Below are 26,682 nucleotides of genomic sequence, written 5' to 3' on the forward strand. Positions count from 1 at the left end.
ACATTTCACACATTCATTACGATGATTAGTCGCATTATGTTACAGAAAAATACGCTTCTTTTCGCAGCATTATCCGCCGCGCTTTGGGGGAGTGCAACCCAGGCTGCCGACGCCGCCGTTGTCGCTTCGCTTAAACCGCTTGGGTTCATCGCTTCCGCCATTGCTGATGGCGTTACGGATACGCAAGTATTACTTCCGGATGGGGCTTCCGAGCATGATTATTCATTGCGTCCATCAGACGTAAAACGCTTACAGGGCGCGGACTTAGTCGTCTGGGTTGGCCCGGAAATGGAAGCCTTTATGGAGAAGTCGGTCAGGAATATCCCTGATAATAAGCAGGTTACCATTGCGCAACTTGCCGATGTAAAACCGTTACTCATGAAGGGCGCGGATGATGATGAGGATGAACATGCGCATACGGGCGCCGATGAGGAAAAAGGTGACGTACATCACCATCACGGCGAATATAACATGCATCTTTGGCTCTCCCCAGAGATAGCGCGGGCTACAGCGGTTGCAATCCATGAAAAATTAGTGGAACTTATGCCGCAAAGTCGAGCCAAACTCGACGCCAACCTGAAGGATTTTGAGGCACAATTAGCCGCAACCGATAAACAGGTCGGTAACGAGCTCGCGCCGCTCAAGGGGAAAGGGTATTTCGTTTTTCATGACGCCTACGGTTACTACGAAAAACACTACGGACTCACCCCGCTCGGTCACTTTACCGTGAACCCTGAGATACAACCTGGCGCGCAGCGTTTACATGAAATAAGAACACAGTTGGTTGAGCAAAAAGCAACCTGCGTTTTTGCTGAGCCACAATTCAGGCCAGCGGTCGTGGAAGCCGTGGCGAGAGGGACATCCGTTCGAATGGGAACACTGGACCCCCTCGGGACGAACATTAAACTGGGTAAAACAAGCTATTCAGCGTTTTTAAGCCAATTAGCCAACCAGTATGCGAGCTGCCTGAAAGGAGATTAACGAGGAAGTGAATACGTGCAACAGATAGCCCGCTCTGTCGCCCTGGCATTTAATAATCTGCCCCGACCCCACCGCGTTATGCTGGGGTCACTTACCGTTCTGACACTGGCCGTCGCCGTATGGCGGCCCTATGTTTACCACCCAGAATCCGCGCCAATCGTTAAAACTATTGAACTGGAGAAAAGCGAGATTCGTTCCCTCTTACCGGAGGCCAGCGAACCCATCGATCAGGCCGCGCAGGAAGATGAAGCTATTCCTCAGGATGAGCTGGACGATAAAACCGCAGGCGAAGTCGGCGTCCATGAATACGTCGTCTCCACAGGCGATACGTTAAGCAGCATTCTGAATCAGTACGGCATCGATATGAGCGATATTAGCCGACTTGCCGCTTCTGATAAGGAGCTGCGCAATCTGAAAATTGGCCAACAGCTTTCCTGGACACTGACCGCTGATGGCGATTTACAGCGTCTGACATGGGAAGTCTCCCGCCGTGAAACGCGTACCTACGATCGCACTGCCAACGGTTTTAAAATGAGCAGTGAAATGCAGCAGGGGGACTGGGTCAACAGTCTGCTGAAAGGTACGGTAGGGGGTAGCTTTGTCGCCAGCGCGAAAGAGGCCGGTTTAACCAGCAGCGAAATCAGCGCAGTGATAAAAGCCATGCAGTGGCAGATGGATTTTCGCAAGCTGAAAAAGGGCGATGAATTTTCGGTTCTGATGTCGCGCGAGATGCTGGATGGCAAGCGTGAACAGAGTCAGTTGTTGGGCGTGCGGATGCGTTCCGATGGTAAAGATTACTACGCCATTCGCGCCGCTGACGGTAAATTCTATGACCGTAATGGGGTTGGTCTGGCGAAAGGCTTTTTACGCTTCCCGACCGCTAAACAGTTCCGCATCTCCTCCAACTTCAATCCGCGTCGTCTGAACCCGGTTACCGGACGCGTTGCGCCGCATCGTGGCGTTGACTTTGCGATGCCGCAGGGTACGCCGGTGCTGTCGGTGGGGGATGGCGAGGTCGTGGTCGCTAAACGTAGCGGCGCTGCCGGTTACTACATTGCGATTCGTCATGGACGCACCTACACCACACGTTACATGCACTTGCGTAAGCTGCTGGTGAAACCGGGGCAAAAAGTGAAACGTGGCGATCGTATTGCGCTTTCTGGTAACACCGGGCGTTCCACAGGGCCGCATCTGCATTATGAGGTATGGATCAACCAGCAAGCCGTTAACCCTCTGACAGCAAAATTGCCGCGCACGGAAGGTCTGACGGGGTCAGATCGTCGTGAATACCTGGCACAGGTGAAAGAGGTTCTGCCGCAACTGCGCTTCGATTAACAAATGCGCTGACAGAGCCGGTACGCGATGTGTGCCGGCTTTTTTGTTTTGTGTGAGACGCAGACGTCGCTACACTATTCACAATTCCTTTTCGCGTCAGCAGACCCTGGAAAAGCATGGAAACCAAAAAAAATAATAGTGAGTATATCCCTGAATTCGAAAAATCCTTTCGCTATCCACAGTATTGGGGCGCCTGGTTGGGCGCGGCGGCAATGGCGGGGATCGCATTAACACCGGCATCATTCCGCGACCCTTTGCTGGCGACGCTGGGGCGTTTTGCCGGACGGCTGGGGAAGAGTTCTCGTCGCCGGGCGCTAATTAATCTGTCGTTGTGCTTTCCGCAGCGTAGCGAAGCTGAGCGCGAAGCGATTGTCGATGAGATGTTCGCCACCGCGCCACAGGCAATGGCGATGATGGCTGAGTTGGCGATGCGCGGTCCGAAAAAAATTCAACAGCGTGTTGACTGGGAAGGTCTGGAGATTATCGAGGAGATGCGTCGTAACGACGAAAAAGTCATTTTTCTCGTACCGCATGGCTGGGGCGTCGACATTCCAGCCATGCTGATGGCCTCTCAGGGGCAAAAAATGGCGGCGATGTTTCATAATCAGGGTAATCCGGTTTTTGACTATATCTGGAACACAGTGCGTCGGCGTTTCGGCGGACGTTTGCATGCGCGTAATGACGGGATTAAACCCTTTATTCAGTCTGTTCGTCAGGGCTACTGGGGTTACTACCTGCCGGACCAGGATCACGGCCCGGAGCATAGTGAATTCGTTGATTTCTTTGCGACATACAAAGCGACGCTGCCTGCAATTGGTCGGCTGATGAAAGTGTGCCGCGCACGCGTGATACCGCTTTTCCCGGTGTATAATGGTAAAACGCATCGCCTGACTATCCAGATTCGCCCGCCAATGGACGATCTGCTCACGGCTGACGACCACACTATCGCCAGACGGATGAACGAAGAGGTCGAAATTTTTGTCGGCCCGCATCCGGAACAGTACACCTGGATCCTGAAGCTGCTCAAAACCCGCAAGCCAGGCGAGATTCAGCCGTATAAGCGTAAAGATCTTTATCCCATCAAATAAATAAAGCCTCTCGTAAGAGAGGCTTTATGCTGACAAACCCTGTACTACCTGATGAACAGGCGTGGGGGAGTTTTACTCAACGGTCAAAATACGCGTGGTATTGGTTGAACCGACGGTGCTCATGACATCGCCCTGGGTCACGATAACCAGGTCGCCGGAAACCAGATACCCTTTATCGCGCAGCAGATTAACAGCTTCATGTGCCGCGACAACGCCATCAGCCGCGCTATCAAAATGCACCGGCGTTACTCCGCGATAGAGCGCGGTCAGGTTCAGCGTGCGTTCATGGCGCGACATGGCGAAAATCGGCAGGCCGGAGCTGATACGGGAAGTCATTAGCGCGGTACGACCGGATTCCGTCATGGTGATGATCGCGGTAACGCCTTTCAGATGGTTTGCCGCATACATCGCAGACATGGCAATGGCTTCTTCAACGTTGTCGAACTGCACGTCGAGACGGTGTTTAGACACATTGATGCTGGGGATTTTTTCTGCGCCCAGGCAGACGCGCGCCATTGCGGCAACGGTTTCAGAAGGATACTGACCGGCTGCGGTTTCGGCAGACAGCATAACCGCATCCGTGCCATCCAGGACGGCGTTCGCCACGTCCATCACTTCCGCACGGGTCGGCATCGGGTTGGTGATCATCGACTCCATCATTTGCGTTGCGGTGATGACTGCGCGGTTTAGCTGACGCGCACGGCGAATCAGCGCTTTCTGGATACCAACCAGCTCCGGATCGCCGATTTCAACGCCCAGATCGCCACGTGCGACCATCACAACGTCAGAGGCCAGAATGATATCGTCCATGGCGTTTTGGTCGCATACCGCTTCGGCGCGTTCGACCTTAGCCACAATTTTCGCGTCGCAGCCGGCGTCGCGCGCCAGGCGGCGTGCATAGTTCAGATCTTCGCCGCAGCGCGGGAAGGAGACGGCCAGATAGTCAACACCTATCAGCGCAGCGGTTTGAATATCGGCTTTGTCTTTTTCGGTCAGCGCTTCAGCAGAAAGCCCGCCGCCGAGCTTGTTAATGCCTTTATTGTTAGACAGCGGGCCGCCGACGGTGACCTCGGTAAAGACTTTCATGCCCTGGATTTCAAGCACTTTCAACTGCACTCGACCATCGTCAAGCAGCAGGATATCGCCAGGAACGACGTCTGCCGGCAACCCTTTGTAATCAATGCCGACTTTTTCTTTGTCGCCTTCGCCTTTACCCAGGTTAGCGTCTAACAGAAATTTGTCCCCGATGTTGAGGAACACTTTGCCTTCTTTAAAAGTGGAAACGCGAATTTTTGGCCCTTGCAGGTCGCCTAAAATAGCCACATGACGCCCCAGTTTGGCGGCAATCTCACGGACTTTATCAGCACGCATTTTATGATCTTCCGGCGAGCCGTGAGAGAAGTTCATACGTACTACGTTTGCGCCCGCGGCGATAACCTTCTCAAGGTTGTTATCGCGGTCAGTTGCCGGGCCTAACGTGGTAACGATTTTGGTTCTGCGAAGCCTTCTGGACATGTAATACTCCGTTGACTAAAACAACTTGGTGTTGCGTGAACATTGATCCGGTCGTTCTGAAACCTTAACGGTATAAAATGAACGTCCCCGGATGACGAAAAGGGTAGAACATTGTTATTGCTTTTAGCGGTCATCACTCTTGATGAGTAATTCTTTATCAAAACGCGATTCCTTGAGCGCTTCCTTGACACGCTTCAAGTTATCTCTGAATTTTGCCCCGCGACGCAAAGTAAATCCCGTTGCCAGCACATCTATCACGGTCAGCTGAGCAAGTCGAGAGACCATGGGCATATAAATGTCTGTATCTTCCGGTACGTCGAGGGTAATGGCCAGCGTGGCTTCGCGCGCCAGCGGCGTTCCAGCGGAGGTCAGGGCGATCACCATCGCATCGTTTTCCCGCGCCAACTGCGCCAGTTCCACCAGGCTCTTGGTTCTGCCAGTATGCGAAATGAGCACGACGACGTCATCATCGCTACAATTCATACAGCTCATCCGTTGCAGCACGATATCGTCGGAGTAAATCACCGGTACATTGAAGCGAAAAAACTTATTCATGGCGTCATGCGCGACCGCGGCGGAGGAACCAAGACCAAAAAAGGCGATTTTTTTTGCCTGGGTCAGTAAATCGACGGCGCGGTTGACGGCCGATTTATCCAGCGACTGGCGAACATGGTCGAGACTGGCCATAGCGGACTCGAAGATTTTCCCTGTATAGGCCTCGACGCTGTCATCTTCATCCACATTGCGATTAACATAGGGGGTGCCATTTGCCAGACTTTGCGCCAGATGCAGTTTAAAATCAGGAAAGCCGCGGGTATTCATGCTGCGACAGAAACGGTTCACCGTTGGCTCGCTAACGTTAGCTTCCTGGGCCAGCATGGCAATGCTTAAGTGAATCGATCTGCCTGGGGCGGCCAGAATAACATCGGCGACTTTTCGTTCAGATTTGCTTAAATGTTCCAGTTGAGACTGGACTTTTTCCAGCATATTCATGATTAGCAAGGCTCATGGGTATTAGCGATTTCAATGATGCGCGAAACCGAGCGCGTTTTGTTAGATATTACTCCTGGCGACTGCCGAAGGGGGCAAAATGGCTAAAAAAGGTGTCGTTTTTTTTCATTACATGACCGACGTCGGATTTTAAGTTCCAGCTTGTGTGGAAAAGCGACAATTTTATTAGGCGTTTTGCCGATTATATTGCCAATCAAACGCCGGTTCATCCATGAAAAGGCGTTTACGGTTTCCGTAATCTCGTAAAAGCAGTACAGTGCTGTGTAATAAAATTACAACGATATCCTGGCTAAAGTACCAGGAGATTAACTAAGGAGAATGACATGGCGGTAACGCAAACAGCCCAGGCATGTGACCTGGTCATTTTCGGCGCGAAAGGCGACCTGGCGCGCCGGAAATTGCTGCCTTCCCTGTATCAGCTTGAGAAAGCCGGCCAGATCCATCCGGATACCCGTATCATTGGGGTGGGGCGCGCGGACTGGGATAAAGAAGCCTATACCCACGTTGTGCGTGAAGCGCTGGAAACCTTCATGAAGGAAAAAATTGATGAAGGCTTGTGGGATACGCTGAGCGGCCGTCTGGATTTTTGTAATCTTGACGTTAACGATACGCCTGCGTTTAGTCGCCTGGGCGATATGCTGGATCAAAAAAACCGCACCACCATTAACTATTTTGCGATGCCGCCCAGCACCTTTGGCGCTATTTGCAAAGGGTTAGGAGAGGCTAAACTCAACGCCAAACCGGCGCGCGTCGTGATGGAAAAACCGTTGGGTACTTCGCTGGCGACCTCGCGTGAGATTAACGATCGGGTCGGCGAATACTTTGAAGAGTGCCAGGTATATCGTATCGACCACTATCTGGGTAAAGAAACGGTTCTCAACCTGCTGGCGCTGCGTTTTGCCAACTCGTTATTCGTTAATAACTGGGATAACCGCACTATCGATCACGTTGAGATTACCGTAGCGGAAGAGGTGGGGATTGAAGGGCGCTGGGGATACTTTGACCAGGCCGGTCAGATGCGCGATATGATCCAGAACCACTTGCTGCAAATTCTCTGCATGATTGCCATGTCACCGCCGTCTGACCTGAGCGCCGACAGTATTCGCGATGAAAAAGTCAAAGTGTTGAAATCGCTGCGCCGGATTGATCGCTCCAACGTGCGTGAAAAAACGGTTCGTGGTCAATACACCGCGGGCTTTGCGCAGGGGCAAAAGGTGCCGGGCTATCTGGAAGAAGAGGGCGCGAATAAAAGCAGCAACACCGAAACATTCGTCGCGATCCGCGTCGACATCGATAACTGGCGTTGGGCGGGCGTGCCATTCTATCTGCGCACCGGCAAGCGTCTGCCAACCAAGTGCTCTGAAGTCGTGGTTTATTTCAAGACGCCTGAACTGAACCTCTTTAAAGAGTCCTGGCAAGACCTGCCGCAGAACAAATTGACGATTCGCCTGCAGCCGGATGAAGGCGTAGATATTCAGGTGCTTAACAAAGTACCGGGGCTGGATCATAAGCATAATCTGCAGATCACGAAGCTTGATCTGAGCTACTCCGAGACCTTTAATCAGACGCACCTGGCGGATGCCTATGAACGCCTGCTGCTGGAAACGATGCGTGGCATTCAGGCGCTGTTTGTCCGCCGTGACGAAGTGGAAGAAGCCTGGAAGTGGGTGGACTCCATTACCGAAGCATGGGCGATGGACAACGACGCGCCGAAGCCGTATCAGGCGGGCACCTGGGGACCGGTAGCGTCCGTGGCGATGATTACCCGTGACGGTCGTTCGTGGAATGAGTTTGAGTAAATTTGCCACTCACTCTTAGGTGGTATTTTACCGGTAACATGATCTAACACAGATTGTAGAATCATTTTTGCACTTTTAAGCCTCGTGTGGATTCACCTGCGAGGCTTTTTTTATTACACTGCCTGAAACGATTTTGCCCCATTATCACCGGACATCATGTATTTCACTGTCTTTCCACATTGATGAAACGCATGGTAAACCCGGTAGCCGGACAGATAAATTTCAGGAGCCTCTATGAATCCTAATTTGTTACGCGTAACACAGCGTATTGTCGAACGCTCGCAGCAGACCCGAGAAGCCTATCTTGCCCGCATTGAGCAGGCGAAAACCGCCACGGTCCACCGATCTCAACTGGCCTGCGGCAACCTGGCGCATGGCTTCGCTGCCTGTCAGCCAGAGGACAAAGCCTCGCTGAAAAGTATGTTGCGCAATAATATCGCCATTATTACCTCCTACAATGACATGCTCTCTGCGCATCAACCGTATGAACATTATCCGCAGATTATTCGTCAGGCCCTGCATTCCGTGAATGCGGTAGGTCAGGTCGCAGGCGGCGTACCGGCAATGTGCGATGGCGTTACGCAAGGGCAGGATGGCATGGAGTTGTCATTACTCAGCCGCGAAGTGATAGCGATGTCGGCAGCAGTAGGCCTCTCTCACAATATGTTTGACGGCGCGTTATTCCTCGGCGTATGCGACAAAATCGTTCCGGGGCTGGCGATGGCCGCGCTCTCTTTTGGTCATTTACCCGCGATTTTTGTTCCGTCAGGCCCGATGGCGAGCGGCCTGCCGAATAAAGAAAAAGTCCGTATTCGTCAGCTATATGCGGAAGGAAAAGTAGACAGAATGGCGCTGCTGGAGTCGGAAGCCGCCTCTTACCATGCGCCGGGCACCTGTACATTTTACGGCACCGCCAACACCAACCAGATGGTGGTGGAGTTTATGGGAATGCAGTTGCCGGGTTCTTCGTTTGTGCATCCGGATGCGCCGCTGCGCGAGGCATTGACTGCCGCTGCCGCACGTCAGGTAACACGTCTTACCGGCAACGGCAATACGTGGATGCCGCTCGGTAAAATGATCGACGAAAAAGTCGTGGTGAACGGCATTGTCGCGCTGCTGGCTACCGGCGGCTCCACCAACCACACCATGCATCTGGTTGCAATGGCGCGCGCGGCGGGCATTCTGATCAACTGGGATGACTTCTCGGATTTGTCGGAAGTGGTTCCGTTGATGGCGCGTCTGTATCCGAACGGTCCGGCGGACATTAACCACTTCCAGGCGGCGGGCGGCGTACCGGTATTGATGCGTGAGCTGCTCAATGCCGGATTGCTGCACGAAGACGTTAATACTGTCGCAGGCTTCGGCCTGAAACGCTATACGCTGGAGCCCTGGCTCAACAACGGCGAGCTGGACTGGCGTGAAGGCGCGGAAAGGTCACTGGATAACGATGTCATTGCCTCTTTTGATAAGCCGTTCTCTCCTCACGGCGGTACTAAGGTGCTAAGCGGTAATCTGGGGCGCGCAGTAATGAAGACGTCTGCGGTACCGGTTGAAAACCAGATCATTGAAGCGCCTGCCATGGTATTTGAAAGTCAGCATGATGTGCTGCCTGCGTTTGACGCGGGCCTGCTTGACCGGGATTGTGTCGTTGTCGTGCGTCATCAGGGACCAAAAGCGAATGGAATGCCAGAATTACATAAACTCATGCCGCCACTTGGTGTATTATTGGACCGCCGTTTCAAAATCGCGTTAGTTACTGATGGACGACTTTCAGGCGCTTCGGGTAAAGTGCCTTCAGCTATCCACGTAACGCCGGAAGCCTACGATGGCGGCTTACTGGCAAAAGTGCGCGATGGCGACATCATTCGCGTGAATGGGCAGACAGGTGAGTTAACTCTGCTGGTCGACGAGGCGGAACTTGCCGCTCGTCAGCCTCATATTCCGGACCTGAGCGCGTCGCGCGTCGGAACGGGGCGTGAGTTGTTTGGCGCGCTGCGCGAAAAGCTGTCGGGTGCGGAGCAGGGCGCAACCTGTATCACTTTTTAAGATGACACACTAGTAATCAGGCGAGAGAAGAATTCCGATGAAAAACTGGAAAACAAGTGCAGAAGCAATCCTGACCACCGGCCCGGTTGTCCCGGTCATTGTAGTCAATAAACTGGAGCACGCGGTGCCGATGGCTAAAGCGCTGGTGGCCGGGGGCGTTCGCGTTCTGGAAGTGACTTTACGTACGGCCTGCGCGATGGATGCTATTCGCGCTATCGCTAAAGAAGTGCCGGAAGCGATTGTCGGCGCCGGAACCGTTCTCAATCCGCAGCAGTTGGCGGAGGTGACGGAAGCGGGCGCGCAATTTGCGATTAGCCCGGGACTGACTGAGCCACTGCTGAAAGCCGCGACGGCAGGCACTATCCCATTGATTCCCGGTATTAGCACCGTTTCTGAACTGATGTTGGGCATGGACTATGGTCTGAAAGAGTTCAAATTCTTCCCGGCGGAAGCGAATGGCGGCACTAAAGCGTTGCAGGCGATTGCCGGTCCGTTCTCTCAGGTACGTTTCTGCCCAACTGGCGGCATCTCTCCGGCAAACTATCGTGACTATCTGGCGCTGAAAAGCGTGTTGTGCATCGGCGGTTCCTGGCTGGTGCCGGCCGACGCGCTGGAAGCGGGTGATTACGATCGCATCACCAAACTGGCGCGCGAAGCGGTAGAAGGCGCGAAGCAGTAAGCCGTTAAATGCCCGATGGCGCTTGCTTATCGGGCTTACGAGTGGCGATCAGGCAGGTCTGATAAAAATGCGCTAACGTCGCCATCAGGCGATGGCGCATTAGCCTTTTACCGTCACGCGGCTGACGGCCTTTTTCGCTCTTATCACCGCTTCTTCAACGTTTTCACCTGTCGCTAACGCTACACCAAGACGACGGGTGCCGTCGATCTCAGGCTTACCAAACAGCCGTACCTGCACTCCGGCTCCTACCGCCGCGTGTACATTATCAAACGTCACATTTTGACTGGTAAGCTGCGGCAGAATCACGGCCGAGGCAGCGGGACCATACTGGCGAATAGCGCCTACGGGCATTCCCAGAAAGGCGCGCACATGCAGCGCAAACTCAGAGAGATCCTGAGAAATCAACGTGACCATTCCGGTATCGTGCGGGCGAGGGGAGACTTCGCTGAAAATGACTTCATCGCCACAGACGAAGAGTTCAACGCCGAACAGGCCATGACCGCCTAACGCCAGTACCACATGACGAGCAATCTCTTGCGCCCGCTTCAGCGCCAGTTCGCTCATCTGCTGTGGCTGCCAGGATTCGCGATAGTCACCATCTTGCTGACGATGACCGACCGGCGCGCAGAAATGCACGCCATCGACGGCGCTAACGGTGAGCAGCGTAATTTCAAAATCAAATTTAACCACGCCTTCCACAATCACGCGACCCGCGCCAGCGCGTCCGCCCTGTTGAGCATACTCCCATGCCTGCGCGAGCTGTTCGGCCGAGCGGATAAAGCTCTGGCCTTTGCCGGAAGAGCTCATGACCGGTTTGACGATGCAAGGAAAACCCACTGCGGCTACCGCATCATGAAAACTGGCCTCACTGTCGGCAAAGCGATACGTCGATGTCGGCAGTCCTAATTCTTCTGCGGCCAGGCGACGGATCCCTTCGCGGTTCATCGTGAGCTGCGTTGCACGGGCGCAAGGCACGACATTCAGCCCTTCGCCCTCCAGCTCGCGCAGCGTATCGGTGGCGATCGCTTCTATTTCCGGCACGATATAATGCGGTTTTTCCTCTGTAATCACATGACGTAGCGCCTCGCCGTCCAGCATATTAATGACGTGTGAACGGTGAGCCACATGCATGGCGGGAGCATCAGGATAGCGATCGACGGCGATAACCTCGATCCCCAGGCGTTGGCATTCAATCGCCACCTCTTTTCCTAATTCTCCTGCCCCTAATAACATCACTCGCGTTGCTGCCGGACGCAGCGCAGTGCCTAATAGCGTCATATTTCTGTCCCCTTATTTACCTGCGCGCAGTATATACGAAAACGTTTGCGTATGTCTTTTCGAATAAATTGCTTTTCTTGCTGCCTTGCAATATACTGTATATAAACACAGGTAAATAAGGGGCTGCAAAATGGCGGTTGAAGTTAAATACGTAGTCATTCGCGAGGGTGAGGAGAAGATGTCATTTACCAGTAAAAAGGAAGCCGACGCCTGGGACAAAATGCTCGATACTGCCGATCTTCTTGATACCTGGCTTGAGCAGTCGCCAGTCGTGCTGGAAGATGGGCAGCGCGAAGCGTTGTCGCTGTGGCTGGCGGAACATAAAGAGGTGTTAAGCACTATCCTCAAAACCGGTAAGTTGCCTTCTCCGCAGGCGGTTGAAAAGGACGCCGCGAGTAAAACGAAAAAGCAAGCCGCCTGAACCCACACTTGCGCTCCCGGCGTTTTGTACCATGCTTTTCCTGAATCATTGTGCTAAGGAGAAAAGTATGAATAAAAGAGGAGCGTTGTTGAGCCTGCTGTTTTTATCCGCCAGCGTATCGGCATTTGCGGCATCCACCGAGAGTAAATCGGTTAAGTTTCCGCAGTGCGAAGGGCTGGATGCCGCCGGGATTGCGGCAAGCGTGAAGCGCGACTACCAGCAAAATCGTATCGTGCGGTGGGCCGACGACCAAAAAAAGGTCGGGCAGGCTGACCCGGTCGCGTGGGTTAATGTGCAGGACGTTGTGGGTCAAAATGATAAATGGACAGTTCCGCTAACTGTTCGCGGTAAAAGCGCCGATATTCATTATCAGGTCATCGTTGATTGCAAAGCCGGCAAGGCGGAATATAAGCCCCGCTAGCAGCGTAATTTGCGCTTCTTTTGCCGGAACAGACAATTCCTGACATCCCCTCAGGTACGCTTGACCATTATTGGTCTGTATTTGAGGGGTACTATGGCTAACTGGTTGAACCAATTACAATCACTTCTTGGGCAAAAAGGCGCTTCCGCATCGCCTTCCGGTGAACAGGGGTTAAATAAACTGCTGGTTCCCGGCGCGCTGGGCGGTCTGGCTGGACTGTTGGTCGCCAATAAGTCTTCGCGCAAATTATTAACCAAATACGGTACTGGCGCTTTGCTGGTGGGCGGCGGCGCGGTGGCGGGTTCCGTATTGTGGAATAAGTACAAAGATAAAGTACGCGCCGCGCATCAGGGGGAGCCGCAATTCGGCAGCCAAAGTACGCCGCTGGATGTTCGCACTGAGCGACTGATCCTGGCGCTGGTTTTTGCTGCAAAAAGCGATGGGCATATTGATGCCAAAGAACGCGCGGCGATTGAGCACCAACTGCGAGAATCAGGTGTTGAAGAGCAAGGGCGTGTGTTTATCGAAAAAGCTATTGAGCAGCCGCTTGATCCACAACGTCTGGCACAGGGCATTCGCAATGAAGAAGAAGCCCTGGAAATCTACTTCCTGAGCTGCGCCGCCATTGATATTGACCACTTTATGGAACGTAGCTATCTGAATGCGTTAGGAGACGCGCTAAAAATTCCTCAGGAGGTTCGGGACGGTATCGAGCAGGACTTGCAGCAGCAAAAACAGGCGCTACCAGGCTGATAACCTGCCATTAAGTAACATGTTTCGCTTGCATCATGCGTGTCTTTTGCCACCCTTATAGGATGGATAGTTTACGTCATTCATGTTGCAAGATAGCGGCGAAGCAGTGACATCTCAGGCGCTTACCGAGGTGAGCGACCGGGACTACCATGCTACGCCGCTGTGTTTGCCGCGTGATATATAACAAATATTAACGCAAAAGAAAAAACGACATGTTGCCAAAAGCCAATCGAATTCCCTATGCCATGACCGTACATGGCGATACGCGCATTGATAATTATTACTGGCTGCGAGATGACACTCGCTCGCAGCCGGAAGTCCTTGATTACCTGCATCAGGAAAATGAGTATGGCCGGAAGGTCATGACCTCTCAGCAGGCGTTACAGGACCGCATTCTAAAAGAAATTATCGATCGCATCCCGCCCAGAGAAGTTTCCGCTCCGTATGTGAAAAATGGCTATCGCTACCGTTATATCTATGAACCCGGCTGCGAATATGCCATCTATCAACGACAATCGGCGTTAAGCGAAGAGTGGGATGTGTGGGAAACCTTGCTCGATGCGAACCAGCGGGCCGCGCACAGCGAATTTTATACGCTCGGTGGACTTGCCATTACGCCGGATAATACCATCATGGCGCTGGCAGAAGATTATTTATCCCGTCGTCAGTATGGGTTGCGTTTTCGTAACCTCGAAAGCGGTAACTGGTATCCGGAACTGCTGGATAACGTTGCGCCTGAATTTGTCTGGGCCAATGATTCCCTGACCCTTTACTATGTGCGTAAGCATAAGAAGACGCTGCTGCCCTATCAGGTTTGGCGGCACACGATTGGCACTCCGTCATCGCAAGATGAACTGGTATATGAGGAGAAAGACGATACCTTTTATGTCAGCCTGCATAAAACCACTTCGCAGCATTATGTGGTGATTCACCTTGCCAGCGCCACCACTAGCGAAGTGCTATTACTTGACGCGGAACTGGCCGATGCCGAGCCGTTTTCATTTTTACCGCGCCGCAAAGACCATGAATATAGTCTCGATCACTATCAACATAAGTTTTACCTGCGTTCTAACCGGAACGGTAAAAACTTTGGGTTGTACCGTACCCGCGTGCGCAATGAAAACGCCTGGGAAGAGCTGATCCCTCCGCGCGAGCATATTATGCTGGAAGGGTTTACCCTGTTTACCGACTGGTTAGTGGTCGAAGAGCGTCAACGGGGGCTTACCAGCCTGCGGCAAATTAACCGTAAAACCCGTGAAGTGATAGGCATCGCCTTTGACGATCCGGCTTACGTGACGTGGCTTGCCTATAATCCCGAACCTGAGACCTCCCGGCTGCGTTACGGCTATTCTTCAATGACGACGCCAGATACCTTGTTTGAACTGGATATGGATACCGGAGAACGACGGGTACTTAAACAGACGGAAGTGCCTGGGTTTGATTCTGGCTGTTATCAGAGCGAACACCTGTGGATCACCGCACGCGACGGCGTCGAAGTGCCGGTATCGCTGGTTTATCATCAGAAGTATTTTCGTAAAGGGCAAAATCCGCTTCTGGTTTACGGTTACGGATCTTACGGTTCCAGTATTGACGCCGACTTCAGCAGCAGCCGACTGAGCTTGCTGGATCGTGGCTTTGTTTACGCAATCGTACACGTTCGCGGCGGCGGTGAGCTGGGGCAGCAGTGGTATGAAGATGGCAAGTTCCTCAAAAAGCGGAATACTTTTAATGACTATCTTGATGCCTGCGATGCCTTATTAAAACTGGGTTACGGTTCGCCGTCGCTGTGTTATGGGATGGGCGGGAGCGCGGGCGGAATGCTAATGGGCGTCGCTATCAACGAACGCCCCGAGCTTTTCCACGGCGTTATTGCCCAGGTACCCTTTGTTGATGTATTAACCACGATGCTGGATGAGTCGATCCCACTAACGACAGGAGAGTTTGAAGAGTGGGGGAACCCGCAGGATATTGAGTATTATGACTATATGAAAAGCTATAGTCCTTATGACAATGTCAAAGCGCAGGACTATCCGCACCTGCTGGTGACGACAGGATTGCACGACTCCCAGGTGCAATACTGGGAACCGGCGAAGTGGGTGGCAAAATTACGCGAGCTAAAAACGGACCAACGTCTGCTGCTGTTATGTACGGATATGGACTCCGGGCACGGTGGTAAGTCGGGGCGGTTTAAATCCTACGAAGGCGTCGCGCTGGAGTTCGCCTTTTTAATCGGCCTGGCGCAGGGAACCTTACATAGCGCATAGACGCGCGCCCGCAACGGCTTGTGAGCGTCGCGGGTTATTGTGGTGTTCCATTGCTGCGTTGCTCGCCAGCCTGAACATCTTCCAGGTAGTGTTTAAGCGTCAGGCGAAGCTCCGGGCTCATATTATCAAGGTTATTAAAAAGCCAGCGTAAATAGCCCGGATCGCGTTTTGCGACTTCAGATACCGCCTTACCGCGGTATTTACCGAACGGGAAAGTGGTTAACAGCGCAGGACGGCCCGTAATATTGACCATCTCTTCCGCGGTCCAGCCGGTGGTTCGCATAATATCAATCAGCAAGGCGGCGGTGATATAGCAATCATAAAGCGCCCGGTGATGGTGCAGCCCCGGCGGCGTTTGTACGCTTAGTTTGCGCGATTTATAGAGCGCCATATTGCTGTATTTTATTCCCGGCCACAGGCGTCGCGACAACTTCATGGTACAGATCCACTCACCCGGCAATTCAGGTAATACGCGTCTGTCGAAACTGGCATTGTGAGCGACATACCACTCACTACCGTAATAAAGCGGTATGACATCTTCAATCCACGGCTTATCGGCGACCATGGCTTCGGTAATACGGTGTATCGCCATCGCCTGCGGCGTAATAGGGCGATCGGGGCGTATCAGGTGACTCATGGGATTGACAATGTTGCCATCAATGACATCAACAGAGGCTATCTCTACGATCCCGCCCTGCAGCCCGCAGGTTTCCGTGTCTATAATCCGCAACATGATTCATTCCTCACCGAAAGACCTTAGCGTAATGGAATGATATCGCCTTGCCAACCCTCCGTTGTGCGCAGGCCCGTCAGTAATAGCGAACCGCAATCGGCACGAACAATAAGTTGCCCGCTTTCATTCCACAGAGCGCTACTTCCACAGGCATTGGCCATCAGTACGGCCAGCGCATATTTATGCGAAAAACGTTGTAAGCGTGAGGTAGAAGCATGGAGTTCAGGTTCGTTAAGACATTGACTGGTTGTGAATAACGTAAATGAGGGATCTATATCACCACCTTCTGGCTGCTCATCCACCACGTTGATAGCGCTTCGCTGCCTGGCAATACAGGCGCCATGACTTTTGTGAAACATGAGCGGCGACGTTAGCCATGGGGCAAAAATAGCGATGCCTTTTACGAAGCGGCAGTTATGCTCAACAGGCATACCCACAATGATAGTCATATGGTGGGTATCGGCCGCATGAGTGAGCGGCTGTAAAAGCGCCTCGTCAGGCGGGGCGGGCAACGATTTATTCCTTTCGTCGCAGCCTAATAGCGACAGTGACGGAAAGACCAGCAGTTCGCACTGTTGACGAGCCGCAAGCTCAATATATTCCAGATGATGGGCGACATGCTCCGCCGGCGAGGCGTTCAGGGGCGCATACTGCGCAGCAGCAATTTTCCAGGAGGACATAATGACTTCCTTTTCATAGTCTCTACAGCCATTCTAAAAAGCATAGGTTAAGAATCGCCTTATAATGTAGTCGTCTGCATGTAAGGAAGTGTAACGTTATATAATTTTTATTTAACTTTGGGTTCGTAAGGGAGTCGGGATAGTGATACGGAAGCCAGACGATGGGCAATCAGCCGCTCGCGAAACCAGGCGCGTAGATGCTCTGGCTGCTCACGTTCGACCGCCTCCGCGACAACTGGCATATTGTAGCGCTCTTTAAATGCCACCCCGGCTGCCGCCAGGTCCACATTGACTTTATCCATTTCCGCTTGTTCAAGCTGAGCCAGATTTGTTTTCATACGTGTCTCCTTTTTTGTTGCCGCCAGAAGGTACTAAGAGTCCGCGGTAATGGCAAGATGGAAATGATGATCCTCGACTCATTGATTGTTGAAGGTTATTCTTTGTAACGTAGGTATAACAAAAAGGAATAGTGAATATGGCTTCTTCTGCACCATCGCGACGTTTAGCTTTACTGCTGCTGGCATCGACATTTGCGACGCCAGCGGCCTGGGCACATGCGCACCTGACGCATCAGTATCCAGCGGCGAATGCTGCCGTTACGGCCTCGCCACAGGCGCTGACCCTGAACTTTTCTGAAGGGATTGAGCCAGGGTTCAGCGGCGCAACCATTACTGGCCCTCAGCAAGAGCTCATCAAAACGCGCCCGGCAAAGCGAAATGAACAGGATAAAACGCAGTTGATTATCCCGCTTGAGCAGCCGTTAAAATCTGGCGCTTACACGGTAGACTGGCACGTTGTGTCGGTGGATGGACATAAAACAAAAGGGAAATACACCTTCAGCGTGAAATAAATGATGCTGACATTCGTCTGGATAACTCTCCGATTTATTCATTTTGCTAGTGTGATGCTGGTCTACGGCTGCGCGCTTTACGGTGCCTGGCTGGCACCCGCATCAATTCGTCGTTTAATGACGCGTCGATTTTTACATCTGCAACAACATGCCGCCGCCTGGAGCGTTATCAGCGCGGCTTTCATGCTGGCGGTTCAGGGCGGACTGATGGGCGGCGGCTGGCCCGATGTTTTTTTCGTCTCGGTGTGGGGCGCGGTACTGCAAACCCGCTTTGGCGCGGTCTGGATATGGCAAATTATCCTCGCGCTGGTCACGCTGGCGGTGGTAGTCATTGCGCCGGTAAAAATGCAACGACGGCTTCTTATTCTAACCGTTGCTCAGTTTATCCTGCTGGCAGGCGTTGGACATGCGACGATGCGCGACGGTGTAGCGGGAACATTACAGCAGATTAACCATGCTCTGCATTTACTCTGTGCCGCAGCCTGGTTTGGCGGGCTGTTGCCAGTGGTTTATTGTATGCGCATGGCTCAGGGACGCTGGCGTCAACATGCTATTAGCGCCATGATGCGTTTTTCTCGTTATGGTCACTTTTTTGTGGCGGGCGTATTGCTCACAGGCATTGGCAACACGCTATTTATCACGGGATTTACCGCTATCTGGCAGACCACCTATGGACAGTTGCTTTTGTTAAAATGTGCGCTGGTCGTGCTTATGGTAGCAATTGCGCTGACGAATCGGTATGTTCTCGTACCACGTATGCGACAGGAAAATCCCCGGACTGACCTATGGTTTGTCAGGATGACGCAAATTGAATGGGGAGTTGGAGGCATAGTTCTGGCGATCGTCAGCCTGTTTGCAACCCTCGAACCTTTTTGATGGACTGGCATAACGAATGAAAAAAATACTCCTTCCGGCGCTTCTGCTGGCCACTTCGGGCGTAGCGTTGGCGGCGCCGCAGGTGATTACCGTAAGTCGTTTTGAAGTAGGAAAAGACAAGTGGGCGTTTAATCGGGAAGAGGTCATGTTGACCTGTCGGCCTGGCCAGGCGCTCTATGTGATCAACCCCAGTACGCTGGTGCAGTATCCCTTGAATGCCATTGCCGAACAGCAAGTAGCGGAGGGTAAAACGCGCGCTCAGCCTATTGCCGTCATTCAAATCGATAACCCGGCGAAGCCCGGTGAGAAAATGAGTCTGGCGCCGTTTATCGAACGTGCGCAAAAGCTTTGTGATCCATCCAATAGCTGACTGATTTTTAATAAAAAACCGTAAACCTTCACGAAAAGGCTTACGGTTTTTTTATCTCTGATAACAGACAAAACGCCAGGTTTTTTCAATCACCTTCGTCGCAAACTGGAAAACCTGGCGTCGTCATCTATTCTTAAAGGGCAAGGCGATTTAGCCTGCATTAATGCCAACTTTTAGCGCACGGCTCTCTCCCAAGAGCCATTTCCCTGGACCGAATACAGGAATCGTATTCGGTCTCTTTTTATTTAGATTATAAATCAATGGGTTATGTGTTTCCCCTCGAAATTCCTCGAAATTTCCTCGAATTTCTGTATTCCGGTCTTTTTGGTTATATCACATCCAAATCCAGTTTAACATTTCTTTTACAACAAAATCAGAGCATCACGTAAGCTTTATTATCGCGTTCATCGAGATAGAGTTTCGTGGTGTTCTCTGATGTGTGGCCCAGGAGTTTTTGGGCGAACACCTCGCCGTGCTCGTTTTTGTACAGCCGCCCGGCCAGACTTCGGATCTCGTGAAATGTCGGTGGATTATTGCTGAAGTTAACACCGGAGGCTTTTCTTGCTTTTACAAATGTCTTTGTCAATCCATCCGGATGAATATTCCCGGTCGGGCTATTTTTCCTGATTCCGGCACTGATCATGAAATCAGTGCGGCTTACAAGTCGGCAGCGATCGATTACCGTTCCCAGACGTAACCCCGTCGCCCGAAGTGTCAGGGAGAGGGGAATGGCTATTTTCATTCCGGTTTTAATCTGAGTGACGTATAAGCGGTTGTCAAAAACATCACTAAATTTCATATTTACGATATCCTCCCTACGTTGACCAGTAACGAGCGCTAAATCCATCGCGAGAGGGAACCATGCAGGCATATGCTCTGCTGCCGCTCGTGTGGCGTTATACGTTTCCAGTTGCAGGCGTTCCCTGGCCACCTTAATCTCTGGTATCCGGGTTGCTTCCACCGGGTTTTTCACAATATGCCCTTCGACAATAGCCTCTCTGAACATGTCAGATAGAACTGATCTCATTGCTCCCGCCATAGTGTTTTTTCCCTCGGTTATCCACGACTCAAGAAACTTGGCAATGTGCCGGGTTGTTACTTCTGCCAGTATTATTTCTCCCATTTTTTCGCGTACGGTCGCTAATTGATTACTGCGAATCTTGTAGGTATTAACCGACAGATTCCGGCGCTGTAATAAAACCTCATAGCGATCAATCCATGCGGACACAGTGAATGAGTCCGTTCCTTTTAGTTTTTCAATAAGCGCCACTGGCGTGTGGTTTTGCGCTATGAAGTTGTACCTGATCCACCGTCCGTTGTAATTTCCTGTCCTGTATCGCCAGCCGTTTCCTGCTGGTTGCTCTCTTTCGGCGTTTCTCCATCTCTTTCTGTTCTGGCTTCCGTTTTTTCGGTCTGGTTTGAGGGGGGCAGGAATAGCGCTGATACATCGAAAGTCCCGTCCGCGTTTCTGGTGACAGCCTCCGGCTCTGCTGCTGGTTGTTTTCCCTCCGGCACCACTTCTTCTTTTTCACCCTGATTTGAGGCGCTGTAATTGTTATGAACCCACCTCGGATCGTTCGGGTCGCTGATGTCTTCGACATATTCACCGCGCGCGGCTGCCAGTTGTTTACCAACATCAACCGGGTTTTTGGGTGGAATGTTTTTACGTGCTTCGTGCAGTTCTGCCCGTATTTTCTGGTAGCCTGCTTCTGTCTGGCTTACAGGTGGTTCATTCTCCAGCGGCTGTGGGTCCGGATGATGTTCAGTTGTGTCCTGTTCCACTGCTTCAGGCGTTGCTGGTTCATCTGCCAGTTCGCCTGTCGGTTGCTGTTTTTCTTCATCACACTGAAATCTCCCTGCCTCAATATCCCGCAGACATTTGCCCGCCTGACTAAGCCTTGCTGCATTTTCTTCATGGGTTGTTGGGGTGTTATCAGGCACATATTCGTACCAGTCCGGATCGCGAACGCCATGAACGGCAAGAAAGCTTTCGCACCACGTTCGGCGAAGATCAGGATTACCGGGCTGGAGAATTACACCAGATGTGGCGTTGCACTGAAACTGGATCTAGTGGCGAATCCAGGACAGCTTGAGCTAGAACGTCATGCCGCCCGATCCGCAGCGTGGCTTTTTGTGACTAAAGGGTGTCTGAAATATTCCGGCGACCTGGTACGTGTTACGCAGATCATCAACGGAGGGTAGAACGGCATCGGTGATCGGCGGGAGCGCTTTGAGAAAGCAAAATCGGTGCTGGTATGAATCTGTTATCTGCTCTTCTGAAAAGATACTGGTTGCAGCTGGTGTTTATTTTGCTGATGGCTGGTGCGTTTATCGCCGGTAATGTCTGGAGTGACAGGGGCTGGCAAAAAAAATGGGCAGATCGCGACAGCGCTGAATCCTCTCAGGAAGTCAACGCCCAGACCGCCGCCCGTATTATTGAACAGGGCCGCGTTATTGCCCGTGATGAGGCTGTGAAAGATGCACAAGCGCAAGCCGCTAAATCTGCTGCCACTGCTGCTGGCCTGTCTGCCACTGTTAGCCAGCTGCGTACCGAAGCAAAAAAACTTGCCACCCGCCTGGACGCCGCAAAGCACACCGCAAATCTTGCCGCTGCCGTCAGAAGCAAAACAACCAACGCCGACGCCAGAATGCTTGCCAACATGCTCGGAGATATTGCAGAAGCAGCTAAACATTATGCTGGAATCGCTGACGAGCGCTACCGGGCAGGAATGACGTGTGAACGAGTATATGATTCGGTGAGAGAGTCAAATAATTACAGGAGGCATTGAAACTCCCCCTGTAATATTGCTGTAAAAAAGTGACTACATATCATCAGATGGAACCAGATGAATAAGAGCAGGTTTTTCACCAGATGAAACTGATAAGTACTCACTCAGTTTTGATATAGCTGAAATCTGTCTGAATAACCTGTCGGGGTGCTGGAATAACAACTTTCCGGAAATTCTTCTGCAATGGATTTTACTTTTAGTGACCATTCGCCTCCTTATCTGTAGAGGTGGGTAACGAATTTAAAAAGCATTCTGCTTACTTAGGGGGAACATCCTGATGACTGCCTGCAATATTGCAAATTCCATTTTCATTGTATGAACCACCTGAATCAAGGCACTCATCTTCCATCAGGAATTTCTGCGACCACATACCTGCATAAAAAACGATAATAATGGCTACGATAATAGTGATGATATTTTTCATTTATGTTCTCTGTGTGTTGTTATTGAAAATGATAATCAATATCGCAAAATGAAATAAATAATCATTAAGTGGTAGTTGTTGATAATTGTTCGCATTTTAAAAAGGTACTCCCGGCGGGGCGGCCTGCCACGGGGCGGCAGCGGCGCGGGATTTGGCGCATTTTTGATTTTTCATGCATCATCATCATGTTGTAACTCTCTGTTTTAATGTAATTTATTTTTAAAAGATGATGGTTTGTATGTTTTTTGTTCATTATATTTTGTTTTTCCGGGGGAGGGCGCGCTAAGAAACAGCCCCAGAGGTAAAAATGGACGGCGAACTGAAGAACCTCAAATGCAATATCAGTCAGCTTGCCGCTATTACAGGGTTACATCGACAGACGGTTGTCAGTCGCCTCTCGGGCGTTCCCCTGGCACTGGGAAGCAATGAAAAAAACAAGCTGTATCTCCTGACGGATGTGATCCGCGTACTGATGGAAACGCCCGTTTCCCAGGCTGCTGAACATCAGGACCCGAATAAAATGACTCCAAAAGAGCGTAAGAACTGGTTTGACTCCGAAAAGGGGCGTTAATACCACGGGCAATCATACTAACCAGTTCGGCGGTTATATCAATTCATACTGGGGAGATTCCAATCACACTTCATTTCAGCTAGGAGGTGGTGCGTGGACACAGGCCGCTGGCGACCATGCGCATACAGTTTATATCGGAGGACACGAGCACACCATGTATATCGGTCCACACGGACACGTCGTTATTGTGGACGCAGACGGTAATGCGGAAACCTTTGGTCTTATGGACGGCGGTGTGGATGCTGCTATTACGGCATATTTCGGGTCGCAATTACAGGAACGGGTACAGCAAAATATCATCCGTGAATACCTGGGGGAACAGCCCGTCGGCACCGCCTTTGTTATTGAAACGGGTAACAGTAAACATCCGTGGCTGGTTCCCGCCCCGACGATGCGCGTTCCGCTGATTATTGACGGCACCGACGCGGTTTATAATGCAACACGGGCTGCGTTACTGGCAATTTTTCAGCACAATAAAAGCGCCGGAGAAGACCGGAAAATTACATCTGTTGCATTACCTGCAATGGGGGCCGGATGTGGTCAGGTCCCCCCCGGACAGCGTCGCCCGGCAAATTGTACTGATATAGCCCCTCCTGATATTCCCTCCAGTCATATTGCTGTTTTTGACGCTGAAACCCAAACGTGGAGTCTGCAGGAGGATCACCGCGGCGAGACGGTTTACGACACAACAACCGGCAATCAGGTTTATATCTCCGATCTTGGTCCGCTACCTGAAAACGTCACATCAGTTTCACCAGGTGGTGGATACAAAAAATGGGATAGTAAGGCTCAGGTCTGGATGAATGATGAAGCTGCGGAGGCCGCAGCCAGACTTCGTGAAGCTGAAGGAACGAAAAACAGACTCCTGCAAATAGCGTCTGAAAAAATCGCGCCGTTACAGGATGCAGTGGATCTGGACGAAGCAACCAATAAAGAAAAAGCTTCTCTTCTGGCATGGAGAAAGTACCGGGTACAGGTAAACCGTGTTGATACTTTAAAGCCTGTCTGGCCGGAGAAACCAGCCAGTAGTTTATAATTTGTCAGGAAAGCTCAGGCCTTATTTATAGCAAATATGAAGAAGGCCTGTCTGTCATAACTGATATGGTTACTGGCTAGTATATTAAATTTATACTCAATAACCTCTACACATTTTAAACCAATCTTCAGGGAAGGGTATGCCAGCAGGCCAAAGATTACACCACTTTTGAGGCATTGGCTTAATTGTTTCTTCTTTTTTATGATCTTGAGAGTCTGCCGCTATTGTAAGAGCAGGATATAGTGAAGATGGTAATATTAAAACCATTGCTAAAAATACGCTCTTGACGTGTTTCATAATATGTTACCTGTTAAATTGTGGCACACTATCCTTACGGTTACAGCATCCTTTACTATAGATATTAAACGTTATTCATTACCATCAGGTGAGTAAATAAAAACCATTTATAAAATATTTAACTTAAATAAAAATGATAAGCACTATTATATTTTATTTCCAATGTAAATTAATTCATGTGAAAGTGATTTCATGTGCTTTTCAAATCATGGCTGGCTCGCACCCCCGGAGGAACAGGCCAGTTAACATTATCAGGAGTGTTTGTTATATCAATCAACTTCACTTCATTCTTGTAAGCCAGCCACACTAACAGTTTTGATCCTGTCCGCGTATTGTGGACACAGCCTTAAGCGAGGTTCTGGTTTTCAAATTGTTCCGGACTGAGATCGCCGCAGACCCTGATGGCACAGGCTGGACGCTATCGTTTTTACATTGTACCTCAGGCCCCAGGTTCACTTCCTCAGCAAGCCGGGGCGCACCGTAGCGCTGTTTTGCCTGGCTGAAGGCCTCTCTTACGACATTGTCGCACTCTTGGCGGAACTGCTGGTGGGTATTAACGACTGTGCGCCTTGTTTGCCAATGCCGATTCCGAACTCATTCTGACGCCGATCATCATTGCCGTGTTGCTCGCGCCTGGTTTCAGCAAAAGCACCACGCTGGCTATACTGCATTTCTTTTTCCGCAGGGAGAAGTGAGTAAATGAGTATGGAAATGGAGCTTTCCCTATAATGGCGGCTGAAGCTAATCATGTGTCATGTATTGCAAATGTCAAAGTGATAAATAAAGTTTCAACAGTCTGTGTTTTTTGTGAAAACGACTCGCTATGGTGCTAACCCTATATGAGGGACTGATTGAACATCAGATATATCCCGGCTTATTTAATACTGCTTACTATGAGGGTAATAATATGTTTTCTCTTATTAAATCACGTAAAGTTTTATTCATAACAACTCTTCTGCTGTTGTCGTCTGCTGCCCAGCCAGCGTTCGCCCTGGGGTGCATAGGGGACGGTGGTAGCACTGCAGACTGTGCAAAGGTTTGTTCCCTGGCGGCAGGTTTAGGCCCCCTTGGTTTTCTCATTTGCTTTTAATGTCTGAGAAGTGGTTATCCTGAGCCTTTCCTGTTCATGTAGTGAAGGCCCATTCAGAACATCATATTTAAACTATCGTAATGGAACAAAGAGTTACTTTAAAGAGCTCTTTGTTCCTTTAACCTTGATGAAGATGGTCAACGTCTGGTTTTACAATTCCGATACAGACAGGATAGCTGCTATGTTTGTTATCCATCTGGAAGGTTATCTGGCTGATAGCATCAAGCGCCAGTTGTGGCCATTGCTTCAGTACCCAGTGTGCCACTACAGTGCCACTACATTGGTGGCCGTAGGCCAAAACTGACGCCGGAGCAATGGGCGCAGGCAGGGTGCCTTATTAGGGCAGGAGTACCGCGACAGCAGGTAGCGATTATTTATGATGCGGGGCTGTCGACGCTGTACAGAAAATTCCCTGTGTTAGGGTAATGCAGTATTTCCACGGTGCGTGCCACCCAAATATGTGCTGTGGATGCTTTATAGGGTGTGCCATTTTTGTGTCAAACATGGTGAAGCATCATTCTATTTCTAACATCATGTGCCATTGAGTTGAGCAATGTGAATGCGGAAATGTGTATTTGAAACAGTTAGTTAAATGTGATTCTACTAATTTGTAATGCGAAGGTTGTAAGTTTGATTCCTGTTATTGCAACATTTCAATGTTACTGTAACTTCCGTGTTAGCCCATAACCATTCCAATTTCTACAAGACAGGTGCTTGCTATATATTTACCAATCAGTCATTTTAAAAGTGCGTCATAACCGGAGAACTGTCCTCGTCAGGAGGCCTGTTTTCAGAAAGGCAATATCCTGTTTCGACAGTAGCTTATATGTGACCGGGTTAGCAGCACATTCCCCTCCGCCACATTCCAGTACAGTTGAAATAAGGTTGGCAGTAATCAGTAACAGAAATACCCAACCGACAATACTGAACAGGTCCGGATTAATATTCAATGAACGAAATGCAACATTCATGCTACTGATTGCCAGAATTACCGCAACAGCAATAATAATCAGAATTGACGTAATCAGAGTCCAGGTATAAAAGTGTAATCCAAAAAATGCAGAACCATATCCTGTGTCACCGGGCATGATATGCAAACATATTTGCCGGGATGCCATAACTCCGGTCAGGATACTGCCAATAATTACCATCCCGTAATGTATACCTCGTAGACCAAAGCAGAGGTTAAATAAAAAGCCAAAACCGGCGATGATGAGGCCAGCCCGCTGTAATAAGCAAATTGGACAAGGCAGCTCATGCCTGACGAGTTGATAATAAAAGGCTACAACCAGAGCAACGCATATCCCAAGGAGTCCCACCTGATTAATCAGATGAACAAATGTTGTTGGATGATGATGCGTTTTCATACACACTC

At 50.8% G+C, this 26,682-nt stretch carries 25 protein-coding genes and 9 pseudogenes; 21 read left to right on the forward strand and 13 right to left on the reverse strand.

Annotation, left to right across the window (positions count from 1 at the left end; genetic code table 11):
• Nucleotides 1-36: 36 nt before the first annotated feature.
• The 3 genes from znuA to lpxM all read left to right on the forward strand — a co-directional run bounded on the left by znuA (nt 37) and on the right by lpxM (nt 3,404).
• Nucleotides 37-981, forward strand: coding sequence for a zinc ABC transporter substrate-binding protein ZnuA (gene znuA, locus QEN31_RS10010; RefSeq protein ID WP_000939597.1), 945 nt, complete (start codon nt 37-39; stop codon nt 979-981).
• A gap of 15 nt (nt 982-996) precedes the next feature.
• A complete protein-coding gene (mepM, locus tag QEN31_RS10015) occupies nt 997-2,316 on the forward strand; it encodes a murein DD-endopeptidase MepM (protein WP_001184028.1) in 1,320 nt (439 codons plus the stop codon).
• Nucleotides 2,317-2,432: 116 nt separating this feature from the next.
• Nucleotides 2,433-3,404, forward strand: coding sequence for a lauroyl-Kdo(2)-lipid IV(A) myristoyltransferase (lpxM, locus tag QEN31_RS10020; RefSeq protein ID WP_000448401.1), 972 nt, complete (start codon nt 2,433-2,435; stop codon nt 3,402-3,404).
• 72 nt (nt 3,405-3,476) lie between these two features.
• Here the strand turns inward: lpxM and pyk are convergent, their stop codons facing one another.
• Nucleotides 3,477-4,919, reverse strand: coding sequence for a pyruvate kinase (pyk, locus tag QEN31_RS10025; protein WP_099949655.1), 1,443 nt, complete (start codon nt 4,917-4,919; stop codon nt 3,477-3,479).
• A 123-nt stretch (nt 4,920-5,042) separates the two neighbouring features.
• A complete protein-coding gene (locus QEN31_RS10030) occupies nt 5,043-5,912 on the reverse strand; it encodes a MurR/RpiR family transcriptional regulator (RefSeq protein ID WP_001056720.1) in 870 nt (289 codons plus the stop codon).
• A gap of 341 nt (nt 5,913-6,253) precedes the next feature.
• Between QEN31_RS10030 and zwf the strand changes: the two genes are divergently transcribed.
• From zwf to kdgA, 3 genes are all read left to right on the forward strand, one after another.
• A complete protein-coding gene (gene zwf / locus QEN31_RS10035; protein WP_000301711.1) occupies nt 6,254-7,729 on the forward strand; it encodes a glucose-6-phosphate dehydrogenase in 1,476 nt (491 codons plus the stop codon).
• Between the two features lie 234 nt (nt 7,730-7,963).
• Nucleotides 7,964-9,775, forward strand: a complete 1,812-nt coding sequence (gene edd, locus QEN31_RS10040) for a phosphogluconate dehydratase (protein WP_001069113.1) — start codon at nt 7,964-7,966, stop codon at nt 9,773-9,775.
• Between the two features lie 37 nt (nt 9,776-9,812).
• On the forward strand, nt 9,813-10,454 hold the full coding sequence (kdgA, locus tag QEN31_RS10045; protein WP_000800497.1) for a bifunctional 4-hydroxy-2-oxoglutarate aldolase/2-dehydro-3-deoxy-phosphogluconate aldolase: 642 nt from the start codon (nt 9,813-9,815) through the stop codon (nt 10,452-10,454).
• A 99-nt stretch (nt 10,455-10,553) separates the two neighbouring features.
• Here kdgA and purT read toward each other — a convergent pair whose 3' ends face one another.
• On the reverse strand, nt 10,554-11,732 hold the full coding sequence (gene purT / locus QEN31_RS10050; RefSeq protein WP_000173431.1) for a formate-dependent phosphoribosylglycinamide formyltransferase: 1,179 nt from the start codon (nt 11,730-11,732) through the stop codon (nt 10,554-10,556).
• 130 nt (nt 11,733-11,862) lie between these two features.
• Between purT and yebG the strand changes: the two genes are divergently transcribed.
• The 4 genes from yebG (at nt 11,863) to ptrB (ending at nt 15,591) form a co-directional block, all read left to right on the forward strand.
• Complete coding sequence (gene yebG, locus QEN31_RS10055; RefSeq protein WP_000257723.1) at nt 11,863-12,153, forward strand: DNA damage-inducible protein YebG; 291 nt, start codon at nt 11,863-11,865, stop codon at nt 12,151-12,153.
• 67 nt (nt 12,154-12,220) lie between these two features.
• The gene (yebF, locus tag QEN31_RS10060; RefSeq protein WP_001042119.1) at nt 12,221-12,574 is read left to right on the forward strand and encodes a protein YebF; all 354 of its coding nucleotides are present in this window, start codon (nt 12,221-12,223) and stop codon (nt 12,572-12,574) included.
• Between the two features lie 93 nt (nt 12,575-12,667).
• Entirely contained in the window at nt 12,668-13,327 is a 660-nt protein-coding gene (locus QEN31_RS10065) for a tellurite resistance TerB family protein (RefSeq protein WP_000024706.1), read from the forward strand.
• Nucleotides 13,328-13,539: 212 nt separating this feature from the next.
• Entirely contained in the window at nt 13,540-15,591 is a 2,052-nt protein-coding gene (ptrB, locus tag QEN31_RS10070; RefSeq protein WP_000936999.1) for an oligopeptidase B, read from the forward strand.
• 34 nt (nt 15,592-15,625) lie between these two features.
• On the opposite strand, the gene exoX is transcribed toward ptrB, so the two are convergent.
• The 3 genes from exoX to QEN31_RS10085 form a co-directional block, all read right to left on the reverse strand.
• Nucleotides 15,626-16,324, reverse strand: coding sequence for an exodeoxyribonuclease X (gene exoX, locus QEN31_RS10075; RefSeq protein ID WP_000944282.1), 699 nt, complete (start codon nt 16,322-16,324; stop codon nt 15,626-15,628).
• A gap of 23 nt (nt 16,325-16,347) precedes the next feature.
• Nucleotides 16,348-17,004, reverse strand: a complete 657-nt coding sequence (locus tag QEN31_RS10080) for a carbon-nitrogen hydrolase family protein (protein ID WP_000100258.1) — start codon at nt 17,002-17,004, stop codon at nt 16,348-16,350.
• Nucleotides 17,005-17,111: 107 nt separating this feature from the next.
• On the reverse strand, nt 17,112-17,342 hold the full coding sequence (locus QEN31_RS10085) for a DNA polymerase III subunit theta (RefSeq protein WP_000856224.1): 231 nt from the start codon (nt 17,340-17,342) through the stop codon (nt 17,112-17,114).
• Nucleotides 17,343-17,479: 137 nt separating this feature from the next.
• On the opposite strand from QEN31_RS10085, the gene yobA reads away from it, so the two are divergent.
• From yobA to QEN31_RS10100, 3 genes are read left to right on the forward strand one after another with little or no spacing between them, the layout of a single operon-like run.
• Nucleotides 17,480-17,854, forward strand: a complete 375-nt coding sequence (gene yobA, locus QEN31_RS10090; protein ID WP_000168393.1) for a CopC domain-containing protein YobA — start codon at nt 17,480-17,482, stop codon at nt 17,852-17,854.
• Entirely contained in the window at nt 17,855-18,730 is an 876-nt protein-coding gene (gene copD, locus QEN31_RS10095; RefSeq protein ID WP_000979702.1) for a copper homeostasis membrane protein CopD, read from the forward strand.
• 16 nt (nt 18,731-18,746) lie between these two features.
• Nucleotides 18,747-19,100 (forward strand): YebY family protein, encoded by a 354-nt coding sequence (locus QEN31_RS10100; RefSeq protein WP_000722368.1) that lies wholly within the window; start codon nt 18,747-18,749, stop codon nt 19,098-19,100.
• 373 nt (nt 19,101-19,473) lie between these two features.
• Here QEN31_RS10100 and QEN31_RS10105 read toward each other — a convergent pair.
• Both QEN31_RS10105 and QEN31_RS25385 read right to left on the reverse strand, forming a co-directional pair.
• Nucleotides 19,474-20,397: pseudogene (locus QEN31_RS10105) on the reverse strand (tyrosine-type recombinase/integrase); the annotation flags it as partial.
• Nucleotides 20,397-21,122 (reverse strand): annotated as a pseudogene (locus QEN31_RS25385) (exonuclease VIII); the annotation flags it as partial. The pseudogenes QEN31_RS10105 and QEN31_RS25385, both read right to left, overlap by 1 nt.
• Here QEN31_RS25385 and QEN31_RS10115 point away from each other — a divergent pair.
• Both QEN31_RS10115 and QEN31_RS10120 read left to right on the forward strand, forming a co-directional pair.
• A pseudogene (locus QEN31_RS10115) lies at nt 21,111-21,302 on the forward strand (glycoside hydrolase family 19 protein); the annotation flags it as partial. The pseudogenes QEN31_RS25385 and QEN31_RS10115 sit on opposite strands and share 12 nt — an antisense overlap.
• A 53-nt stretch (nt 21,303-21,355) precedes the next feature.
• Complete coding sequence (locus tag QEN31_RS10120; RefSeq protein ID WP_001050882.1) at nt 21,356-21,889, forward strand: DUF2514 domain-containing protein; 534 nt, start codon at nt 21,356-21,358, stop codon at nt 21,887-21,889.
• Nucleotides 21,890-22,145: 256 nt separating this feature from the next.
• On the opposite strand, the gene QEN31_RS10125 is transcribed toward QEN31_RS10120, so the two are convergent.
• A complete protein-coding gene (locus tag QEN31_RS10125; RefSeq protein ID WP_000789530.1) occupies nt 22,146-22,313 on the reverse strand; it encodes a lytic enzyme in 168 nt (55 codons plus the stop codon).
• A gap of 64 nt (nt 22,314-22,377) precedes the next feature.
• Nucleotides 22,378-22,566 (reverse strand): hypothetical protein, encoded by a 189-nt coding sequence (locus QEN31_RS10130; RefSeq protein ID WP_001521334.1) that lies wholly within the window; start codon nt 22,564-22,566, stop codon nt 22,378-22,380.
• 54 nt (nt 22,567-22,620) lie between these two features.
• Here QEN31_RS10130 and QEN31_RS10135 point away from each other — a divergent pair.
• From QEN31_RS10135 to QEN31_RS10150, 4 pseudogenes are all read left to right on the forward strand, one after another.
• Nucleotides 22,621-22,881 (forward strand): annotated as a pseudogene (locus QEN31_RS10135) (DUF1441 family protein); the annotation flags it as partial.
• Nucleotides 22,874-23,098: pseudogene (locus QEN31_RS10140) on the forward strand (tail fiber protein); the annotation flags it as partial. The pseudogenes QEN31_RS10135 and QEN31_RS10140, both read left to right, overlap by 8 nt.
• 9 nt (nt 23,099-23,107) lie before the next feature.
• Nucleotides 23,108-23,380: pseudogene (locus tag QEN31_RS10145) on the forward strand (macro domain-containing protein); the annotation flags it as partial.
• 27 nt (nt 23,381-23,407) lie between these two features.
• Nucleotides 23,408-23,920 (forward strand): annotated as a pseudogene (locus QEN31_RS10150) (tail fiber assembly protein); the annotation flags it as partial.
• A 96-nt stretch (nt 23,921-24,016) separates the two neighbouring features.
• Here QEN31_RS10150 and pagK read toward each other — a convergent pair.
• Complete coding sequence (gene pagK / locus QEN31_RS10155; protein ID WP_010989029.1) at nt 24,017-24,217, reverse strand: vesicle-borne virulence factor PagK; 201 nt, start codon at nt 24,215-24,217, stop codon at nt 24,017-24,019.
• Between the two features lie 389 nt (nt 24,218-24,606).
• A pseudogene (locus tag QEN31_RS10160) lies at nt 24,607-24,796 on the reverse strand (IS3 family transposase); the annotation flags it as partial.
• Here QEN31_RS10160 and QEN31_RS10165 point away from each other — a divergent pair.
• Nucleotides 24,787-24,912 carry a hypothetical protein gene (locus tag QEN31_RS10165; protein ID WP_000457876.1) on the forward strand — a complete coding sequence of 42 codons (126 nt, stop codon included), beginning with the start codon at nt 24,787-24,789 and terminating at the stop codon, nt 24,910-24,912. The pseudogene QEN31_RS10160 and the gene QEN31_RS10165 sit on opposite strands and share 10 nt — an antisense overlap.
• Nucleotides 24,913-25,586: 674 nt before the next feature.
• A pseudogene (locus QEN31_RS25390) lies at nt 25,587-25,733 on the forward strand (helix-turn-helix domain-containing protein); the annotation flags it as partial.
• Between the two features lie 326 nt (nt 25,734-26,059).
• Here the strand turns inward: QEN31_RS25390 and QEN31_RS10175 are convergent.
• Complete coding sequence (locus QEN31_RS10175) at nt 26,060-26,674, reverse strand: disulfide bond formation protein B (RefSeq protein WP_000848069.1); 615 nt, start codon at nt 26,672-26,674, stop codon at nt 26,060-26,062.
• Nucleotides 26,675-26,682: the final 8 nt, after the last annotated feature.

Source organism: Salmonella sp. SA15303, from assembly GCF_029962125.1.
Classification (GTDB): Bacteria; Pseudomonadota; Gammaproteobacteria; order Enterobacterales; family Enterobacteriaceae; genus Salmonella; species Salmonella enterica.

Excerpts from the sequence above, each read along its gene's own strand:
- pyk (WP_099949655.1), bottom strand. The coding sequence starts at position 4,919 with ATGTCCAGAAGGCTTCGCAGAACCAAAATCGTTACCACGTTAGGCCCG.
- edd (WP_001069113.1), top strand. The coding sequence starts at position 7,964 with ATGAATCCTAATTTGTTACGCGTAACACAGCGTATTGTCGAACGCTCG.
- yobA (WP_000168393.1), top strand. The coding sequence starts at position 17,480 with ATGGCTTCTTCTGCACCATCGCGACGTTTAGCTTTACTGCTGCTGGCA.
- QEN31_RS10120 (WP_001050882.1), top strand. The coding sequence starts at position 21,356 with ATGAATCTGTTATCTGCTCTTCTGAAAAGATACTGGTTGCAGCTGGTG.
- QEN31_RS10080 (WP_000100258.1), bottom strand. The coding sequence starts at position 17,004 with ATGTCCTCCTGGAAAATTGCTGCTGCGCAGTATGCGCCCCTGAACGCC.
- QEN31_RS10125 (WP_000789530.1), bottom strand. The coding sequence starts at position 22,313 with ATGAAAAATATCATCACTATTATCGTAGCCATTATTATCGTTTTTTAT.
- QEN31_RS10085 (WP_000856224.1), bottom strand. The coding sequence starts at position 17,342 with ATGAAAACAAATCTGGCTCAGCTTGAACAAGCGGAAATGGATAAAGTC.
- copD (WP_000979702.1), top strand. The coding sequence starts at position 17,855 with ATGATGCTGACATTCGTCTGGATAACTCTCCGATTTATTCATTTTGCT.
- yebF (WP_001042119.1), top strand. The coding sequence starts at position 12,221 with ATGAATAAAAGAGGAGCGTTGTTGAGCCTGCTGTTTTTATCCGCCAGC.
- ptrB (WP_000936999.1), top strand. The coding sequence starts at position 13,540 with ATGTTGCCAAAAGCCAATCGAATTCCCTATGCCATGACCGTACATGGC.
- pagK (WP_010989029.1), bottom strand. The coding sequence starts at position 24,217 with ATGAAACACGTCAAGAGCGTATTTTTAGCAATGGTTTTAATATTACCA.
- QEN31_RS10030 (WP_001056720.1), bottom strand. The coding sequence starts at position 5,912 with ATGAATATGCTGGAAAAAGTCCAGTCTCAACTGGAACATTTAAGCAAA.
- QEN31_RS10100 (WP_000722368.1), top strand. The coding sequence starts at position 18,747 with ATGAAAAAAATACTCCTTCCGGCGCTTCTGCTGGCCACTTCGGGCGTA.
- QEN31_RS10130 (WP_001521334.1), bottom strand. The coding sequence starts at position 22,566 with ATGAACAAAAAACATACAAACCATCATCTTTTAAAAATAAATTACATT.
- lpxM (WP_000448401.1), top strand. The coding sequence starts at position 2,433 with ATGGAAACCAAAAAAAATAATAGTGAGTATATCCCTGAATTCGAAAAA.
- yebG (WP_000257723.1), top strand. The coding sequence starts at position 11,863 with ATGGCGGTTGAAGTTAAATACGTAGTCATTCGCGAGGGTGAGGAGAAG.
- kdgA (WP_000800497.1), top strand. The coding sequence starts at position 9,813 with ATGAAAAACTGGAAAACAAGTGCAGAAGCAATCCTGACCACCGGCCCG.
- QEN31_RS10065 (WP_000024706.1), top strand. The coding sequence starts at position 12,668 with ATGGCTAACTGGTTGAACCAATTACAATCACTTCTTGGGCAAAAAGGC.
- purT (WP_000173431.1), bottom strand. The coding sequence starts at position 11,732 with ATGACGCTATTAGGCACTGCGCTGCGTCCGGCAGCAACGCGAGTGATG.
- znuA (WP_000939597.1), top strand. The coding sequence starts at position 37 with ATGTTACAGAAAAATACGCTTCTTTTCGCAGCATTATCCGCCGCGCTT.
- exoX (WP_000944282.1), bottom strand. The coding sequence starts at position 16,324 with ATGTTGCGGATTATAGACACGGAAACCTGCGGGCTGCAGGGCGGGATC.
- zwf (WP_000301711.1), top strand. The coding sequence starts at position 6,254 with ATGGCGGTAACGCAAACAGCCCAGGCATGTGACCTGGTCATTTTCGGC.
- QEN31_RS10175 (WP_000848069.1), bottom strand. The coding sequence starts at position 26,674 with ATGAAAACGCATCATCATCCAACAACATTTGTTCATCTGATTAATCAG.